We start from the raw sequence: 18340 nt of genomic DNA on the forward strand, positions 1-18340 counted from the left end.
ACTGTGGCTAACTTAGGTAATTTAAGGTAACAGAATGAATTTAAAGCAAGAACTGCAGCAGCTTAACGATAAATTAGATAAATTTCGTCGTAAACTTGCTGCGGCTGAACAAAGAGGCGATGACGTCATTATTGCCCAGTTCAAACGCGAAATCGCTGCGGTCACTAAGCAAATCGGCAGTGTGAAAGGGCAACAAACCCGCTTATTGAATAAGCAAGGGTCAGATATCAAAGGTTTGCCTTTCCATCGTGCTTTGACAAAAGCGGAACAAGCGGACATGGGCAAACTGAAAAAGTCTGTCAAAGGGCTTGTGGTAATCCACCCTATGACGGCTATCGGCCGTGAAATGGGGCTAACGGAAGTTACTGGATACGCTCCCGCAAAATTTTAATGTGGGATTGGATGTCACTGGCACGGGATCGAGTGTCGATCACGTGTTTGTGCTCCTGTATTTAATGCACTGCTTCGTTTTAATCCATTCCTTCGTGCTGCCCATCGAAAAGACATTCATGTTTGGTTTAGTTGATTAAAACACTAAAGTATTTCTGGATTGTTCGAAAACACTTTAGAATAGTGCGCTTAGTTGGCTAAGTGCCTAATCCTCGTTTTGTTTCTAGGGATCTTATTCGTCTCATGGAATGAGAGTTGTCGTTAAGGTTAAGTATGTCGATAAAATATGTCGCGACGTCAAAGTTACCCACTCCTTGGGGCGTGTTTGCCATGCATGGTTTTGAAGATACCGAATCAGGTAAAGAGCATGTTGCGCTCACATTCGGTACACTCAGTGCGGATGAACCTGTGTTGGGCCGTATTCATTCCGAGTGTTTAACCGGCGATGCTTTATTTAGCTTGCGTTGTGACTGTGGTTTTCAGTTACAAGCTGCTATGCAAAATATTGCGGAAACGGGCAGTGGCTTTATCCTCTATTTACGCCAAGAAGGACGTGGCATTGGTTTGCTGAATAAAATTCGCGCCTATGAGCTGCAAGATAAAGGCGCCAACACTGTTGAAGCCAATGAGCAACTCGGTTTCGAAGCGGATATGCGTAAATACGATATGATCAAGCCTATGCTGGAACAGATAGGGGTGAAGCATGTGCGTTTGATGACCAATAATCCGCGTAAAGTGAAAGCGATGAAGGAGTTTGGCATCGAAGTGGTTGAGCGCGTACCGCTGCAAGTTGGTAAAAATCGTTATAACGAAGCGTACTTAAAAACTAAATCTACTGAGCTTGGACACATGATGTCTGAATATCATTTTATGGATGAAAATAAGTAATTTTGTCATCATGATGAGTCGACCGATTGAGTTAAAAATGAGGAAGGTTTAAGTCAATTGAGCCATTTTTTCAGTCGGTTGCTATTAAGCTTGTCGCTAATGTGCTTGGCATTACTGAGCGTTATTCCTACCACCTTTGCCAATAGTATTTCCGCTACAAATACATTCATATCTGCATCTCAAGCGGATTATTCCGACTTTTCTATCAATCATGCACCTAATAATGCTAATGGTAGTAATCCGATAGAAACTAGCGCTAATCCAAATTCTGTTTACGCCTTTGGTAGTTATCTTGGCACAGGCGTTTACCGCGCTGCAAACCAAAATGCGACCGTCGTTAGTATTCCGTTAACTTTTGATTTGAAGAAAGATAGCGGTAGCCAAACTTGGTTACGTTTACCTATCTCCTTTGGCTTTTTTGATTATTTAGCCAAAGATATCACTGAAGGTGAGTTGCCGTCGTCGATAGGTACTATGACAGTTACCCCAGGTTTTGAGCATCATTGGCAGGCGAGCGAAAACACTCGAATGGAAGGGTATTTAGATATCGGTTTTGGCACTAACTTCGATAAAAACGATAACGTTGCTATTATTGCCTCAGGGATTAGTAGCTTGTATGACTTTACCTTAGCAGGGCAGGATGCTGTGTGGGTATCGAGATTACGCTTTGCTGGGTACAGCGAGCACTATGGTAAGTTTTCTGATCAATTTGCAGTACTACAAACAGGTGTTGATTTAGGGTTAGCACCACGCTGGCAATGGTGGGATCTGCAGGTGCAACCAAGGATCTTTGCTGTAGGCTATTGGTATTTCAATGAACTTAGATTTATTAGCGAGATAGAGCAAGATACCATAGTTTCAGGCAGTTATGAGGCCGGTTTTTCCCTCGCGTTTTCTAAGCCGTTAGGCGGTGAATTATTGAGTGTTGATCGCATCGGATTCAGTTATCGTCGTGGCGATGGGCTCAATGTTTGGCGTTTAATGTTTAGCTTTCCTATCTAGGTTATCATCCATTACGGGCTGTATTACAAAGACTATTGGTCAGTTATTTTGTCTAAGCTGACTTTTGCGCGTCGCGCATCTTCTTATCAGTCAAGGTCGCTATTTGACTACTTAGCTGCATTATTTGTTCTTGGATTAACTTACGCTGTTGCTCCGCAACCTCAGAGTCATCTCCTTTAAGTTTGGCCAGCATTTTTTGTAGTGCTTTGATCTGCTCTTTTATTTTCTGGATCTGTTGGTCGATTAACGTCATGGGCTCTTCTGACGCATCATTTTCTGTTCCATCTTTTTTTGCTGCAGCATTGTCTCTTAAAGGGGCTCCTACATCTGCGGACAATGCGGCGCGGCCGGCTGAAGAAATGGAGACTGTGTCTTGAGTATCCTGCGCATCTGCTGTCGATTCATTAGTCGCCGTTTTTGTTGTGGCAGGAGTTGCTGCGATATATGCGCTCGATACCGGAGTGAAAGTTGAGCCGATTGTGGCACTGTTTATTCCATTAATGCTCATTCCATACTCCATTAGATGCAAACTGTGTTGATACTCAAATCGCTATCGGCCATTAATTGGAAAACTGAAGCTAATTTTTGGCTTATTTGGCAAAAAGCGCGATATTGCTGATGACAATACAGCCCTCAAGTGAGGACTGTTCACGTTTTATGGCTGCAGAGGGCGAAGATTAACTGTTACCCCAAATATGGCTATTTACTTTGTCATCTGTGCTAGGTTTATCGCTTTTAGCTGACTTGTCAGGGGGAGTTTGATTGGTTTTCTTCGTCGCAATTTTTGCCGCAGGCTTCTTAGCGGTTTGACTCGCTTCCGCTTTAGGTGGCGGTAACGGTAATTTATTGGCTCTTAAATAAAGATATTCAACTTTATCCCGCGCCCACTCTGTTTTTCTCAAAAAACGTAAACTGGATTTGATGCTGGGATCGTGGGTAAAACAGCGGATATTAATTCTTTCACCTAATTCTTCCCAGCCGTATTTCTCGACTAAATAAGTGATGATCGTTTCCAGTTTAATGCCGTGGAGCGGGTTATTCGATTGATTCATATTATGCATGTTGCAGTGTGCTATGGCGGGAGTATAGCAGTTTTGTATGCCTGATACAGTGTGGAATGGTATCGAGTCAAGCTTGAATACCTTGCTAGCTTAAACCTGTGATAGCTGCTATTGGTGGAGCAGTATGATCAAAACAGGCGCAATAAAGCGCCTGTTTTAGGTTGGTCATTTAAATTGTTTGACTAGTCTTTGACTGGCTCTTTAAGCTCAGTTTCAACCGGTAAATCAATTTCGCCTTTACCTTTGGTTTTCACAATCAAGAGTGCTGTAATCACTAAGGTTGTGACTATGCCCGCTATGGTTGATACCGTCATAGGTAAACCTGCGCCTAAGGTTGACGAGTTCAGTAGGAAGGTGATAACCACAGTGGTCATAAACATCGCTGGAATTGTCGCAATCCAATGTAGTTTGTTATGTCGTAGCAGGTAAGCCGAAGCCGTCCACAGCATTAATACTGCAGTGGCTTGGTTTGCTACACCGAAGTAGCGCCAAATCACACCAAAGTCCACTTGGGTCAATATGCCGCCGATAACAAACAGTGGGAGAGCTAACACTAAGCGCTTTGGTAGTGAGATTTGTGGCATATTGAAAAATTCAGCCAGAATCAAACGCGCAGAGCGGAAAGCCGTATCGCCTGAGGTAATCGGCAGAATAATCACCCCTAGGATAGCCATAAAGCCACCGATAGCGCCTAACAGACCGGTAGAGGCCTCATAGACGACGTTGGCAGGGTTACCTGACATACCCGCACTCAACCCTTCTACTCCGCCAAAGTAAGACAACGCGATGGCACACCAAAGCAATGCGATTATGCCTTCGCCAATCATGGCGCCAAAGAAGACGAAGCGACCATTTGTTTCGTTTTCAACGCAGCGGGCCATTAACGGTGATTGAGTAGCATGGAAACCCGATACTGCGCCACAGGCAATAGTGATGAATAGGGCAGGCCAAAGTGGCATGTCGTTCGGATTTAAGTTTTGGAAGAAATCGCCCGCTTGTACGTTAGGCAGTAAGGTATGCTCGCTTGATAGCATAATTGCGAAAGCTAAACCAAACGACATGAAGAACAATAAAGCGCCAAAGAAGGGGTACAGACGACCGATAATTTTATCGACAGGTACCACAGTTGCAATCAGGTAATAGACGAAGATTATACCAACGAAGATACTGACATCCCAACCAGTAAGCTTGCCAAGTAAGCCTGCAGGCGCAGAGATAAAGACCACACCGACAAGCAGTAACAGCACAATAGCAAACACGTTCATGAAGTGTTTGGCGCTCTTACCTAAATACTTACCCGCAAGGTTTGGCACGGATTGACCGCCATTGCGCACTGACAACATACCGGAGAAGTAGTCATGTACTGCACCTGCAAAGATACAGCCAACCACAATCCACAACATGGCTGCAGGACCATAGAGTGCACCTAAGATAGGACCAAAGATTGGGCCTACGCCTGCAATGTTTAATAATTGAATTAGATAGACTTTGCCTTTAGACATAGGCACAAAGTCGACGCCATCAGTTTGACTGAAAGCGGGTGTTTGACGATTAGCGTTAATGCCGAAGACTTTCTCGACAAAGGCGCCGTAGATAAAGTAGCCGCCGATCAGTAGACCGACACAGAGTAGGAACCACATCATTTTTGTTATCTCCCCATTTGAGTTCTGGCGAGTGTAAACAAGTTGTTGATATAAAACTTTGTAATTTTAATGAGTGGTCGAAAATGCAGTGTGAGCGGCAATTGGTGAGCTTAAGTGGTTACCATTGTATGTTAACGGTGAGTGTTGTTGGCCATCTTATGGCTAAAAATACGTCGCTAAGATAACTTTGGTATTGTGTTTATTGAAAGCCAAATAGCTGTTTAAGGCTTTTAAGATAGCGGCGTGATACGGGTACTTTATCGCCTAAATGAGTGGTGACTTCAGCCCCTGTATCTAACAGCTCAATTTCAGCAATCGCCTTAGGTGAAATCAAATACTGCCTATGGCAGCGCACCAGTGGGGTTTTTTCTTCGAACACTTTCAAGGTCAACTGGGTATGGACTTTGCCTTTCGTGCTGGCCACATGGATGCCGCTTAAGTCACTGAAAACATATTCCACATCTTGGATTGCAATGACTTTGAGTTTATTGCCGCTGTAGCAGGGAATATGTTCAAGACTCTTTGGGGTAATGGAGTCCATAGCCTGAGGCGTTAGATTTTTACGCACACGAGTGAGGGTTTTACTGAGTCTGTCGGCATCTATGGGTTTGAGTAAATAATCGAAGGCATGATTGTCGAAGGCTTTGACGGCAAATTCGTCGTAGGCGGTGACAAACACGATTTTCGGCATGTCATCGGGGTCGAGCATTGCAATAAGTTCCATGCCCGAAATGCGTGGCATTTGGATATCAAGAAAGATTAACTGAGGTTTTTCTTTGGTTATGCTCTGTAATGCCTCAATAGCATTGGCGCATTGACCGACGATTTGGATGTCGTGTTCTTGCCCCAAAAGGTCAGCTAATTCTTCACGAGCAAACAGCTCATCATCGACAATTAAACAAGTGATCACGTGCGGTTATCCATATTTGATGTTTCAGGGCTTTCTATGGGCAATCTTATGGTGACACGAGTCAATTGATCGGGCTCGCACTCCACTGTCACGCCGTATTGTTCGCCAAAAATATTTTGAATTCGCTTATGCACTAAGTTCATCCCTAGGCCTTCTGATCCCTCAATGGGCTGATACAACCCGGCATTGTCTGTGACTTCTAGCTCCAACACATCATTTTCGAGCTTGCCTGTCACTTTAATCTGCCCTTGCTCAATCATGTGCGAAGTGCCGTGCTTTACGGCATTCTCAATAATTGGCTGCAGGGTAAAGGCGGGAACTTTACAGTGGTAGAGTGATTCAGGTATCGCGATACTGACTTGTAATTTATCAATAAAACGCGCTTTTTCAATGGTGAGATAGGACGCTATGTGATCTAGCTCATCCCCAAGCGTCACTAAGCCTGTCGTTCGCTTTAAATTGATCCGTAAAAATTGCGATAACTGCTGCAGTAGCTGCTTAGACATATCAGGATCACGTTTGATAATCGCGCTAATGGTATTCAGTGCATTAAATAAAAAGTGCGGATTGACCTGAGCCTGTAGCAATTTAAGTTCGGCTTGAGTCAGTAGATTTTGCTGTTGCTCAAAACGCCCATAAAGAATTTGGTTCGATAACAGGCGGGCAATACCTTCACCTAAAGTACGGTTGATATTCAAAAAAAGTTTATTCTTAGGCTCATAGAGTTTAATCGTGCCAATGACTTCGGTATCACTGCGCAGCGGGATCACTAGACTTGACCCTAGACGGCAATGAGAAGAAATAGAGCATGCATAGGGCGTTTCAACGCCATCGGCGAACATGACCTTATTTTGATTGATGGCTTCTAAGGTGATTTTGGACGAAATCGGTGTACCAGGGAGATGGTGATCGGCGCCTATGCCAATAAAGGCTAACAGTTTTTCCCTGTCCGTGATGGCGACGGCACCCACATTGGTTTCTTCGATGACGATTTGGGCGACGTGACTACTACTTTCTTCGTTAAATCCTTTGGATAGTAATCCGACACTGCGTTCGGCAATTTTTAATGCCTTAGTCGAAAAGCTCGATGAGAGTTTATCAAACATGGTTTTTTGGTCACGGATCATGCTCATAAAGAGTGCTGCTCCCACGGAATTGACTAATAACATGGGCGGCGCGATTTGACGTACCAATTCCCATGCATCATCGAAGGGGCGTGCGACCAAAAGTATGATGCTCATTTGCATCATTTCAGCATAAAAAGTCACTAGGCAAACGAGTAATGGATTGTAGATGAGCTCACTTTTATCTGCGCGTCTTAAGTAGAAGCTTATCATCCCTGCGGATAAGCCTTCTAAGGTGGTAGAGATGGCGCAGGCTATATCAGTAAAGCCGCCCATACTGTAGCGGTGTAGCCCACCAGTCAGCCCCACCAGAAAACCAGTAACCGGTCCTCCTAATAATCCGCCTAAAACTGCGCCCATAGCACGAGTGTTGGCAATCGCTCCCGAGGTTTGCTCACCAAAATAAGTGGCCATGATGCAGAAACTCGAAAAAATCAGATACATAAAAATCTTATGTGGCAGACGAGGAGACGTTTCGGCAAACAGTTTAAACAGCGGTGTTTTACTGACTAAGTAAACGATCACTAAGTACAGCGACATCTGTTGGGTCAGTAATAGGATCAAAGACATAATGGCTCACATTATCGTCACAGATGTCGGCGCAGTCGTCCCCATTTGAAAGTTTGTGCGCGAGATCAGGGTTCGAATTTAACCGTTAGGATATAAAAAACAATAATATTGCATCTTTAGGAGGACATATGTCCAATTCTGTTCACGGTCATGATGTTATGGCGCTGATGGTAGCTCAAGGGGCCGCTATTATAAAGCCTGAATTAATTTCCATGATGGAGCAAAAGTTTGGCTCGGCGGCTCGATACCATACTTGTAGTGCAACTGATTTGAGTGCCGAAGCGTTAATTGAGTTACTTATAGGTAAAGGTAAGTTTTACGAAACGTCCCAAGGTATTCAACTTGTGGCTGGGCGAAAGTGTGAACATTAATACCCATCGTATTAAATATCTGTTCATTCAGCGGGAGCTCAAGGCGCTTTAGACAAGGCGAAGGCTTGAAGGCATAGTGGTGCTCTCTGTCGAAAGTCTTAAACGCAGTATAAAGCGCGATGCCATTAACATCAGCCGCCCTTCGGGAGCCACAGGCATTCCACTCCGGTGTTGCATGACTTAAAAGGGAATGACCATTTCTGCGTCAATGCGTCTTGGATTGATATGCCAGTGAGGCTCTGAACTGACTAACTATTTAATATGATTGGTATAATACACAGTGCCATAGCGTACTCATTTTATTTTGTTGTATTTTATTGATTATTTTTCAGTCACTTAGACGTGTAATCGTTTTGTTGAAGCTCAGGTTTCATCGTGGCGCTTATTTGCAATTTGCTCCTGCTGTGCGGGAGTGAGTAGGGTAAACTCATTGATCAAAATACGCAGTAATCGAGATTTTGCAATATGGGTGGATTTCGATAGGGCGTCAAGCTGAGAAATACTGTTTTCAGTGAGGGTAAAGGTCGCGTGGCGATAAATCTTAGTCGATTTTTTATCTAAGCCCTTAACTATGGTGTGTGTGGTGGGCGCAGCTAATAAACTCGCCTTACCTAAGGCGTAGTTATTGGCATCTTCAATGAAATCATCGACAGAAACCGGCTTGATGATTTGCTTAGGTTTCTTACGTTTAAGATCAGTTAAGCTCATAGCTATTTTCTGGTGGCATTGCGAATAACTCATCCGCTATGGCGCGGATCTCATCAGCTGCTTTTCCATCGGGTTCTATTTCGACGACTGAAGAGCCTCTTTCTTCACTGTCATCATAAATATTTCGGCAAAATGTAACTGAATTTAGCACTCTTAGTCCAAAGGATTGCACCACATCTTTGGCTTCTAAAATGCGTTTAAACTGTGTGGGAAGCGCTGGGCATTGGGTGAGCACTATAGTCGCGATCATTTTAGGATTCACCATCTTACAAGTACTTAGCATGTCTTCCATGTGGGGTAATGTTTTGAGATCGCGTCTTTTGGGTCTGAGGGGGATCACAACATAAGTCGCTACCGACATAGCTGCGCGCATGGCTAAGTTATCTTGGCCACCACAATCTACAATTACGTAGTCAAAACGCTCATTGAGGCTGAGTAAATCATTACGAATTTTGCCGTAAAGTTGGATGCAATTAATACTTGGGAGGCTTGGATCATTATTTCTTGCTTGGATCCAATCTGAAGTCGTGCGCTGGGGATCACAATCGACCATGAGGACGTTTGCCTGAAATTTTTGCTTAATATAAACGGCAAGATTTTGAGCGAGACAACTTTTTCCGCTACCACCTTTTTCACCACCTACCAGCAAGATCATACAGACGCCCCTTAATGAATTGTTCAATTCATTAAGTGTAGAACAGAGCCATTAAAGCTGCGAAATTTAAGTTAAATTAAAGCAGTTGCATAGCAATATGGTAGCTTTGGTCATGGCATCTCGCGCAACGGCAGACTTGTCCTTTAACAGTATTTTGTTGGGTTGAATTGGGATTAAAGGTCACTTCGATGAGTTCGCCCAGTGCAAACGGATTTTTATAATCGAATAAAATGCCGCGTCTTGCTAAGTCGATACATACACCTTCATCAGTTTGCCTCATGCCTTGAGTGTCGATCCAATTCAAGACCACGCGCTCTGCTTCCATGTCGACTCGCAGTGATGTGCGTTTTTCTTCAAAACCAGTAGTATGGTCACCCATAACTCAATTGCCCCGTAAATTATTGATCTCAGTAAAACTAGCATAATTGCTTTTTGGCAGAATACCAATGTGAAAGCTAGGTCTTTGATAATAGTTTTAAAACGAGAACAGCAGGTGCCATTGATTTAGGTTTCAATAGCACCAACTCAGGTATTTGATTAATTGTCGTATTCTTGATTTTTTGGATAAGGCATTTTTAATTGGCCCCAACGAATCACAATCACGGTTGCTGCTAAAATTAGCGTCGATAATGATATTGCTGCGATACGCCAGTCTTCCATGCTCTTCATATCTAAGATTAGGTAACGGGCCAAGGCGACAATCGCAATATAAAGCGGCATACGTACTGGTAACTTACCGGATTCATAGTAGTTAGCCACCATGGCTAACACTTCTAAGAAAATAAATAACAAGAGTAAATCGGCCAGTGCGACCATACGTACAGAGATGATATGCACAATTTCTTGGCCTATTGCGACAACGGTGGCAATGGCAATAATAAATAGGACTAAGTGTTCAACGGCTTTGAGGCTTTTAGAACCATATTGATGATAAAAAGGCATGGATATTCCCTACTTGATGTTTTTATAAATAGTAACAGCAAAAATCTGTTTTTAGGGAAAAGCTAGGCGCCGCTGTGTGATTTAATTCACAGATATGTACGATCTTAAATTCGGCGCAAAGTGGAGTTAACGTGCTTGTATGTAGAAGGTGATTTACATGATGAACAAAAGGGAAGCGAATGTGTTAATCCGCTTATGCTGTTACCTTGACTCAATCGTTGTACCAACATAAGCGATTTGAATATAAGAGATTATTTATTCTTGCGTTTCTGCCACTTAAACATAATTGAATATTTCCACAGATTATTAATCAGCAAATAACCGACAGCGGAAAAAACCACTCCTAGCACGAGACACCCGAGTAAGAATGCCGGACCTATGGTCGCAAGCGATGCTTCAATCCATTGCCAACTTGCTTCGAAGGCAAAATCTTGCGGAGCATGGCCGAGTATTTTAGCACCGAGTAAATACGCCCCATAAAACATCACTGGCATAGTTAAGGGATTGGTTATCCATACTAATGCAACTGAAACAGGAATATTAACGTTAAATAGAATGGCAAAAGCCGCTGCAACAACCATCTGAAATGGCATGGGGATCCAAGCGACAAATAACCCTACGGCAAATGCGCCTGGGGCGGATTTTCGATTAAGTGCCCATAGATTGGGATTATGTAACAAGCGTCCGAACATGCGTAAGTGTTTATGCTCACGCAAGGTTTCAGGCTTAGGCATAAATCTTTTAATTAATTTTTTTGGCATATGCTGAAATTGCTGTCTTAACTTAATTCACTATGAATCGATTCATGTTTGGCTTTAGTGCCATCTTATTATCAGCGATGTTATGGCCTTCGCTGCCGCCAGTCAGTTACATACCCTACCTTGTTGTTGGGGCGTTAATCTTACACCGAAAAATCCCTGTCTGTGCAGGAGGGCTCTTTGCGGTAGCATGGCTAACTGGTTTTTGCTTAGGATTATCTAGGCAGGATTTGCCAGTGTTACAACAACCTATACAGGTAAGGGGCGAAATCATATCACTAGTTAGTCGAAACAGCGACTGGCTAAGTTTGGATATATCGCTCATTAAACCAAATTTAATCTTAGGGCCAAACGCAAAATTGCGACTCACGTGGAAAGATCCGCCAGAAGTCGATGTGGGTCAGGTTTGGCTGTTTACCTTGACACCTAAGAGCATTGCTAGCGTGCTAAATCAAGGCGGCTACAACGAACAAAAACAATTAATCAGTCAACATGTGGTCGGTAAAGGGCGAGTGATTGAGGCGCAGTTACTTGCGGTTTCGCCTTCATTGCGTAATGACCTCATAAGCGCATTGACACCTGAATTAGCCTCTTTACCTCAAGGTGACATTTTACTCGCCTTGCTTTTGGGGGATAAGCATTTGATCTCACAAGCTCGTTGGCAAGCACTAAGGCAGACTGGCACTGGCCATTTAGTGGCGATTTCCGGTTTGCACCTCTCCGTTGTCGCGGCATGGGTATACGCTTGCCTTTTGTTTGGATTGAGTCGTTTGGTGTCACATCAGAGTCGACGTAATATGACTTTTGCGTTAGTCGCGGCAGGTATAGGCGCAGCATTTTATGCCTATCTTGCAGGTTTTGGTGTATCGACTCAGCGTGCACTCGTGATGATTTTACTGTTAATGCTACTGAGTTTATTAAAGCGATTTTCTACTGCGTGGGAGCGCTTGCTGTTTGCATTGTTTGTCGTATTGTTACTCGACCCGCTTGCTTGTTTAAGTGCGGGATTTTGGCTGTCGTTTTGTGCTTTAGGGGTGATTTTATATACCTTAGTCATCCAGCCCAAAGAGTTTACGGCTGTGTCGACTCGAAGGACGCGTGTAGGCGCGGGGCTTTTACAATTTTGGGCCATCCAGTGGCGCTTGAGCCTTGGGCTTGGATTACTGCAAGGAGCACTCTTTGGTGGTGTGAGTTTACACAGCTTGTGGATGAATATCCTAGCTGTGCCATGGTTTAGTTTTGTTGTTATCCCATTAGCTATGGCGGGATTTATATGCTGGTGGGTTGGTACTGCGTTTGGGTTCTCTTGGTTAGGACTGCTTCGCCTAAGTGATTGGAGTTTATCACCCTATGCGCAGTTGCTAGACATAAGCCAGCAATTGCCTGCCCATTGGTTAGCGCTTTCAGATACGATATTAGCCTTGGGGTTATCTGCGTTCATCGGTGGTGTGTTATGGCGCTATGTGCCTAAAAATAAAAATTATACTGCTTGGTTAAGCCTGCTGAGTTTACTGTTTATTCCCGCTTTGCTTTTCTGTATTACGCTGTGGTCACCCGTTCAAAATAATCGATGGGCTATGCATTTACTGGATGTGGGCCAAGGTTTAGCTGTGGTTATTGAAAAGAATGGTAGAGGGCTGGTTTACGACACTGGTGCCGCCTTTGGTGATGACTTCAGTTATGCGGAGCGGGTGATATTACCTTTCCTAAAAGCCAAAGGCATTCAAGATATTGATTATATTGTTATCAGCCATAGCGATAACGATCATGCAGGTGGTGCCCCTGTTTTGATTGAGGCTTACCCTAAGGCTTTAGTGATCACAGACATGGCTGGCTTTAGTGGCCAAGATTGCCGCCCAAGGCAGATTCAATGGCAAGGGCTGAGCTTGAATTTGCTTTCTCCGCCTCAAGCGTTAGTGGGTAATAATGGTTCCTGTGTTATACGCATTGATGATGACAGGCAGAGTCTACTGCTTACGGGGGATATCGAAAAGCAAATCGAAACTTCGCTATTAAGTCGTGCCTTAAGTGGTGAGTATGAGTTACAAAGTGAAGTGCTCGTTGCGCCCCACCACGGCAGTAAAACCTCGTCAACTGAAGCCTTTATTGATGCTGTGGCCCCCAAGTTAGTCTTGTTTCCTGCTGGTTTTGCTAATCGCTGGGGGTTTCCAAAATCCACAGTGGTTGAACGGTATCAGCAACGGGAGATTATGGGCCTAACTACAGGTATAGAAGGGCAGATTAGTGTGATTTTTCAGCAGTCTGAGCGAGAGGTTAAGACCTATCGTGGTGATTTAGCGCCATTTTGGTACAACTCTCTGTTTAGATTTGGTGACTTGATTAATCCAGAGTAGAATGCCTACTTTGCCATAATTTAGTGTTATCAATGACAACATCTCCTAAAGACGAAATGTGGACAGTTTTCAAACGATTACTGGGCTATATAAAACAGATGAAAGGCATGTTTATGCTTTCAGTTGCGGGATTAATTATTTATGGTCTCGTCGATGCCGCCTTTATCGCTTTCATCGGCCCCTTTATTGATAAGGGTTTCTCCGGCGGCGCACCTGCTGCGGTGACCAACGGCATCGCATTGCCAACCAGTGAAGGTTTCCACGCGAACAACGACGTGCTAATGATGGCGCCGCTTGTGGTTATCGTCATGTTTTCCCTGCGCGGTTTTGCCAACTTTGTCTCGACCTACGGCATTTCATACATGAGTGCGCGTTTGATCATGGACATGCGTCAGCAAGTGTTTGAGCATTATCTGAGCCTGCCTGTCAGTTATATGGATAAGGAAAATACCGGTAACTTGATCTCAAAAGTGACTTTTGATACTGAGCAAATCGCTCGAGCATCGGGAAGTGCTTTGATTTCAATCGTCCGCGATAGTGTGACTGTGTTTGGTATGCTGGTGCTGATGTTCTATAACTCTTGGAAGCTATCCCTCTGTATTCTTGTGATTGGTCCTATCATGGGCATGGTCATTGCGGTGGTTAGTCGTCGTTTCCGTAAGGTCTCTAAGCAAATTCAAACAGCCATGGGCGGGGTGAGTGCGACTACGGAGCAAATGATTAAAGGCCATAAAAACGTATTGGCCTTTGGTGGACAGGAAACAGAAGCAACCCGTTTTGCTAAAGTAAACGATCAAAACCGCCATCAAAATATGAAGTTAGCTGTGGCACAAGCCATTAGTCAGCCTCTGATCATGATTATTGGTTCATTCGCCTTAGCCTTTGTACTTTATGCGGCAAGCTTAGACAGCATGAAAGCCGATCTTACCGCGGGTACCTTCGCGACGATTCTTGGTGCCATGATGGCCATGTTACAGCCAATCAAAAACTTAACCCGAGTGAATGCCGAATTTCAACGGGGTATTGCGGCTTGTACCACAGTGTTTGAATTACTGGATACGCTGCCAGAGTCCGATACGGGAACTTATACTGTCGAGCGTGCTAAGGGTCATCTACGTTTTGATAATGTGTGTTTTACCTATGACAGCCAAGATCGTCGTGCACTTGAGAATGTCGATTTTGAAGTCAAACCCGGGCAAACCTTAGCCTTAGTTGGACGTTCTGGCTCAGGTAAGTCGACTATTGCGAGTTTAGTGACCCGTTTTTATACCGGCCTTGAATCCGGCGATATTCTGCTTGATGACGTCAGTATCTACGATTACTCGCTAAAATCGCTGCGCAATCAAGTGGCACTAGTATCGCAACAGGTGACCTTGTTCAATGACACGATAGCCAATAACATCGCCTACGCCTACCCAGGTGAAGCCTCTCGTGAGCAGATCATCGAAGCTGCGACCTTGGCCTATGCGATGGAGTTTATTGATCAGCTGCCCCAAGGCCTTGATACTCAAGTGGGTGAGAATGGTGTGTTATTGTCCGGTGGTCAAAGACAGCGGATTGCGATTGCGCGCGCTATGCTACGTGATGCGCCCGTGTTGATCCTCGATGAAGCGACCTCCGCACTGGATACTGAGTCAGAAAAAGCCATTCAAAAAGGGTTAGATAACCTCAGACAAAACCGCACATCTGTAGTGATCGCCCACAGGTTGTCGACCATCGAGAGTGCCGATCAGATTTTAGTAGTCGATCAGGGGCGTATCGTCGAGCGCGGGACGCACCAATCACTATTGGAATTAGATGGCATGTACGCCAAATTATACCAAATGCAATTTGGTAGTTAGATGCAGGCCTTAGTGAATAAAATTTGGTATCAGGGCCATCCACTGCGATGGCTCTTGTTACCGTTATCTGGCTTATTCGCGGTTATCACTTATGTGCGCCGCGCTTTGTTTCACCTCGGGATGAAATCACAAACTGCAATGCCTGTACCTGTCATCGTCGTCGGTAATATTACCGTCGGTGGCAGTGGTAAGACGCCAACTGTGATTTATCTGATTGAATTACTGCGCCAACATGGATTTCACCCCGGTGTGATCAGTCGTGGTTACGGTGTTGATATTCAAGGCGTTAAATCGGTTTGCTTAGGTGCAAGTGCGGCAGAGGTGGGTGATGAACCTGCCATGATAGTGGCGCGTACTCAAGTGCCCATGGTGGTTGGCGCTAAACGGGTCGATGCGGCTAATGCGCTTATTGCTGAGTTTGGTGTTGATGTCATCATCTGTGACGATGGCCTACAGCATTATGCTCTGGCACGCGATATTGAGCTGGTGGTGATTGATGGTCAGCGCGGTTTAGGCAATGGCTTGCTATTGCCAGCAGGTCCATTGCGTGAAGGCGCGTGGCGTCTCGATACCGTGGATTTTATCGTCAGTAATGGCGGCCCAGCGGCAAAAGGGCAGTTCGAAATGCAACTGACACCTACGGCAGTGAAGCCTGTAAAATGTGATGCGACGTCTGGTGAATATACTTTCGATAAGTCTCAGCCGCTCGTTGCGATGGCGGGCATAGGTAATCCAGCGCGTTTCTTTGAATCGTTGCGCGCACAAGGCTATCAACTGGCCTTCTGCCATGGTTTTGATGACCATCAGGCCTACGATAAAACCCAGTTAGGTGATTTAGCCCAAGGCTTGCCACTGTTGATGACAGAAAAAGATGCGGTTAAATGTCGCGATTTTGCACAAGAAAACTGGTGGTATTTGGTGGTCGATGCCAAGCTATCCCCACAATTTGATGAACAGCTGCTCGCACATCTTCGTGAAGTGGCTGCAGCTAAATAAGGAAACTTCCATGGCATTCGATAAAAAATTGTTAGATATAGTGGCTTGCCCTGTGTGTAAGGGAAAACTTGAGTACGATAAAACGACGCAGCAGTTGATTTGTAAGGCAGATAAACTTGCTTATCCGATCACTGAAGGTATCCCTGTGTTATTGGAAAATCGTGCTGTGCCACTGACCGAATCAGTCTAGTGTGATGTGAATGCGCGTATTGTCTCATACGCGCATGCTTGCTTTTTATTCTGCTTATTACCGTTTTCGCTATTTTTAGCCGATTTCAGTTTTTTGTATTGGTAACTGTGCACGTTTCTTCATTACTCTGAGTTTAGTTAATAGCTCATAAATTTTTGTTTATCAGCATTGGTTGCCCCCTCTTGGCACTCACCGCGGATTTCTCCTCGACCAGGCTCGATAATTCGGCTTAATTCAATATAACCTTCGCGGCAATAACCCGTCATTTCAAGGGTTTTGATTAAACCTAAATCAACCTGTCTCCCCCAAATTTCTAATGAGTCCTGTAGATCTTGCATCGCGCGACGTTGCTCACGGGGATCTTGCATATTACGTATGCGTGCCTCGTGTGGAAAAGGGCGCTCGGTATCATTCATTGTCGACTTTTCATCGACCAGCCGCGCTTTGTAGCTGAAGAGTTTAAGGCCATCGCTTTTAATATCCGTCGTTAACTTATCCCGTAATTTTCCGGCGAGTTCACTCGGGTCAATTGGCGCACTGCTGCAGGCGATGAGCGAGAAACAACTTAAGATGGTAAGGCTGAGATATCGAAACGGCATAATCAAATTTAACTCTTAGTTATTAACTGACAGAAGAATACCTTAATATGGCCCTAAAGTTCATGGATTTATGGCATTCTCATAGGCAGAGTACGCGCCGATAGGTGTAATGGATTAAGGATGGGCGAGTAATGTTGGCGTTTTGGTCAAATAAATGGGCGCAAATCGAATGGGATATGGGCCTGACTCAAGGTATATGCCTTATGTTCTTGGCGTTATGGCTCTACGCCATATGGCCAAAAGAAGAGTTAGTGCAGCTCCGGCGGGATAAACATCTCCAATTACGTTTGTTGCTGACGTTGGTGGGGATCAATGCGCTGTGGTCGTTAAATGCCAGTATTCAAACAGGGTTGCATCTGCATTTTCTGGGAATTGTCACTTGTATGCTGATGTTCGGCTGGCGTCTTGCGACTCTAGTGTTGCTATTGCCGAGCGCTTTTTTTAGTCTTTTTGTATTAAAGCAGCCCGCTGATTTTGGTGCTTTTAGTTTGTTCGCTATGGCTGTGCCGCTGTTTCTGTGTTTTATCCTATACAGTCGCAGTTACCATTTATTTCCTAAACATATTTTTGTATTCATCTTCGTCGGTGGTTTTATCAATGCGGGCCTCTCAACTGTGTTTCATCAATTGAGTTGGGCGATGTGGTTGTGGTCTGCAGCGGATTACGATTGGAATGTGTTAGTGGACGACTACCTGATGCTCATCCCTTTGCTGGCATTCCCAGAGGCATTGCTTAATGGCATGGCGGTGACGCTATTGGTGGTGTATCAGCCCCAGTGGTTATTTGATTATTCTGACCGTGAATATTTGTGGCGTAAGTAAATGTGATAAAAGAATGTGGTAAAACAACGCAATAAAAGAACTGCGCCCTAAACCTCGTCATTCCAACGTAAAGCCCTTTGTAAGGAGCCCATTGAACAGACGATTGAAAGGTTATTGGACGCACTTATTTGTATATTTGCGCTGACCGTTGCGCCGTGATTTAGGCGAAGCGTTGGTCTAAGTAGTTAATGATTTCTTTTGATTCATATAACCACTGTACTTGACCGTTTTCTTCAATCCGCAGACAAGGCACTTGCTGTTTGCCGCCTTGAGCGATGAGTTCATCTTTATGCGGCGCTTTTTTAGCGTCGTGGGTCACTATGTTGAGTCCTTGGCGACGCATTGCACGGCGGACTTTTACACAAAATGGGCATGCAGGATATTGATACAGGGCTAATGCTTGAGTTTGAGCATCAATTTTTTGTTGCTCAGCCAGTGGACGTTGGCGCTTCTTAGGGCTAAATACGAAGTTTAAAAACAGAATAATCCTGCCTAAAATCCAGCGAATGATAAACAT

The 18340-nt window shown here is 44.5% G+C and carries 21 protein-coding genes and 1 pseudogene; 9 read left to right on the forward strand and 13 right to left on the reverse strand.

From position 1 onward, the window contains the following. Positions 1–34 precede the first annotated feature (34 nt). The 3 genes from L5L98_RS01350 (at position 35) to L5L98_RS01360 (ending at position 2280) form a co-directional block, all read left to right on the forward strand. Positions 35–391, forward strand: a complete 357-nt coding sequence (locus tag L5L98_RS01350; RefSeq protein WP_028760414.1) for a YibL family ribosome-associated protein — start codon at positions 35–37, stop codon at positions 389–391. A gap of 272 nt (positions 392–663) precedes the next feature. Then, complete coding sequence (ribA, locus tag L5L98_RS01355) at positions 664–1278, forward strand: GTP cyclohydrolase II (RefSeq protein WP_006087423.1); 615 nt, start codon at positions 664–666, stop codon at positions 1276–1278. Positions 1279–1335: 57 nt separating this feature from the next. Continuing rightward, entirely contained in the window at positions 1336–2280 is a 945-nt protein-coding gene (locus L5L98_RS01360; protein WP_263138200.1) for a hypothetical protein, read from the forward strand. A 52-nt stretch (positions 2281–2332) separates the two neighbouring features. On the opposite strand, the gene L5L98_RS01365 is transcribed toward L5L98_RS01360, so the two are convergent. From L5L98_RS01365 to L5L98_RS01385, 5 genes are all read right to left on the reverse strand, one after another. Beyond that, positions 2333–2788: a FlxA-like family protein gene (locus L5L98_RS01365; protein ID WP_028760412.1), complete on the reverse strand. Its 456-nt coding sequence runs from the start codon at positions 2786–2788 to the stop codon at positions 2333–2335. Positions 2789–2957: 169 nt separating this feature from the next. Continuing rightward, positions 2958–3341, reverse strand: coding sequence for a VF530 family DNA-binding protein (locus tag L5L98_RS01370; protein ID WP_168823693.1), 384 nt, complete (start codon positions 3339–3341; stop codon positions 2958–2960). A 182-nt stretch (positions 3342–3523) separates the two neighbouring features. Next, entirely contained in the window at positions 3524–4984 is a 1461-nt protein-coding gene (locus L5L98_RS01375; RefSeq protein ID WP_219252841.1) for a carbon starvation protein A, read from the reverse strand. A gap of 199 nt (positions 4985–5183) precedes the next feature. Then, a complete protein-coding gene (gene btsR, locus L5L98_RS01380; protein ID WP_028760409.1) occupies positions 5184–5894 on the reverse strand; it encodes a two-component system response regulator BtsR in 711 nt (236 codons plus the stop codon). Beyond that, positions 5891–7588, reverse strand: a complete 1698-nt coding sequence (locus tag L5L98_RS01385) for a sensor histidine kinase (protein WP_028760408.1) — start codon at positions 7586–7588, stop codon at positions 5891–5893. Before L5L98_RS01385 ends, btsR begins: the two co-directional genes overlap by 4 nt. Positions 7589–7716: 128 nt before the next feature. On the opposite strand from L5L98_RS01385, the gene L5L98_RS01390 reads away from it, so the two are divergent. Further along, complete coding sequence (locus tag L5L98_RS01390) at positions 7717–7959, forward strand: YecH family metal-binding protein (RefSeq protein ID WP_028760407.1); 243 nt, start codon at positions 7717–7719, stop codon at positions 7957–7959. Here the strand turns inward: L5L98_RS01390 and L5L98_RS01395 are convergent. The 6 genes and pseudogenes from L5L98_RS01395 to L5L98_RS01420 all read right to left on the reverse strand — a co-directional run bounded on the left by L5L98_RS01395 (position 7886) and on the right by L5L98_RS01420 (position 11025). Then, positions 7886–8085 (reverse strand): annotated as a pseudogene (locus tag L5L98_RS01395) (hypothetical protein). The gene L5L98_RS01390 and the pseudogene L5L98_RS01395 overlap by 74 nt on opposite strands. A gap of 237 nt (positions 8086–8322) precedes the next feature. Next, entirely contained in the window at positions 8323–8667 is a 345-nt protein-coding gene (locus L5L98_RS01400) for a replication protein RepA (RefSeq protein ID WP_173245541.1), read from the reverse strand. Further along, positions 8654–9322, reverse strand: coding sequence for an AAA family ATPase (locus tag L5L98_RS01405; RefSeq protein WP_028760405.1), 669 nt, complete (start codon positions 9320–9322; stop codon positions 8654–8656). The genes L5L98_RS01400 and L5L98_RS01405 overlap by 14 nt, the downstream gene beginning before the upstream one ends. Before the next feature lie 76 nt (positions 9323–9398). Next, on the reverse strand, positions 9399–9701 hold the full coding sequence (locus tag L5L98_RS01410; RefSeq protein ID WP_173245538.1) for a PilZ domain-containing protein: 303 nt from the start codon (positions 9699–9701) through the stop codon (positions 9399–9401). A 158-nt stretch (positions 9702–9859) separates the two neighbouring features. Next, on the reverse strand, positions 9860–10264 hold the full coding sequence (locus L5L98_RS01415; protein ID WP_028760403.1) for a phosphate-starvation-inducible protein PsiE: 405 nt from the start codon (positions 10262–10264) through the stop codon (positions 9860–9862). Positions 10265–10515: 251 nt separating this feature from the next. Continuing rightward, on the reverse strand, positions 10516–11025 hold the full coding sequence (locus L5L98_RS01420; RefSeq protein ID WP_028760402.1) for a DUF2062 domain-containing protein: 510 nt from the start codon (positions 11023–11025) through the stop codon (positions 10516–10518). A gap of 32 nt (positions 11026–11057) precedes the next feature. On the opposite strand from L5L98_RS01420, the gene L5L98_RS01425 reads away from it, so the two are divergent. Genes L5L98_RS01425 through L5L98_RS01440 form a run of 4 tightly spaced genes read left to right on the forward strand, consistent with a single transcriptional unit; the run spans position 11058 to position 16403 of the window. After that, on the forward strand, positions 11058–13376 hold the full coding sequence (locus L5L98_RS01425) for a DNA internalization-related competence protein ComEC/Rec2 (protein ID WP_173245535.1): 2319 nt from the start codon (positions 11058–11060) through the stop codon (positions 13374–13376). Positions 13377–13408: 32 nt separating this feature from the next. Then, complete coding sequence (gene msbA / locus L5L98_RS01430) at positions 13409–15217, forward strand: lipid A export permease/ATP-binding protein MsbA (RefSeq protein ID WP_028760400.1); 1809 nt, start codon at positions 13409–13411, stop codon at positions 15215–15217. Beyond that, positions 15218–16213, forward strand: coding sequence for a tetraacyldisaccharide 4'-kinase (lpxK, locus tag L5L98_RS01435; protein WP_263138201.1), 996 nt, complete (start codon positions 15218–15220; stop codon positions 16211–16213). A gap of 10 nt (positions 16214–16223) precedes the next feature. Next, positions 16224–16403, forward strand: a complete 180-nt coding sequence (locus L5L98_RS01440; protein WP_006081200.1) for a Trm112 family protein — start codon at positions 16224–16226, stop codon at positions 16401–16403. A 137-nt stretch (positions 16404–16540) separates the two neighbouring features. On the opposite strand, the gene L5L98_RS01445 is transcribed toward L5L98_RS01440, so the two are convergent. Then, positions 16541–17002: a hypothetical protein gene (locus L5L98_RS01445; RefSeq protein WP_263138202.1), complete on the reverse strand. Its 462-nt coding sequence runs from the start codon at positions 17000–17002 to the stop codon at positions 16541–16543. A gap of 131 nt (positions 17003–17133) precedes the next feature. Between L5L98_RS01445 and L5L98_RS01450 the strand changes: the two genes are divergently transcribed. Then, positions 17134–17823: an energy-coupling factor ABC transporter permease gene (locus L5L98_RS01450; RefSeq protein WP_263138203.1), complete on the forward strand. Its 690-nt coding sequence runs from the start codon at positions 17134–17136 to the stop codon at positions 17821–17823. 160 nt (positions 17824–17983) lie between these two features. Here the strand turns inward: L5L98_RS01450 and L5L98_RS01455 are convergent, their stop codons facing one another. Then, positions 17984–18340 (reverse strand): glutathione S-transferase N-terminal domain-containing protein, encoded by a 357-nt coding sequence (locus L5L98_RS01455; RefSeq protein WP_028760396.1) that lies wholly within the window; start codon positions 18338–18340, stop codon positions 17984–17986.

The sequence above is a fragment of the Shewanella sp. SM23 genome, assembly GCF_025654295.1.
In the GTDB taxonomy this organism is placed as follows: domain Bacteria; phylum Pseudomonadota; class Gammaproteobacteria; order Enterobacterales; family Shewanellaceae; genus Shewanella; species Shewanella oncorhynchi.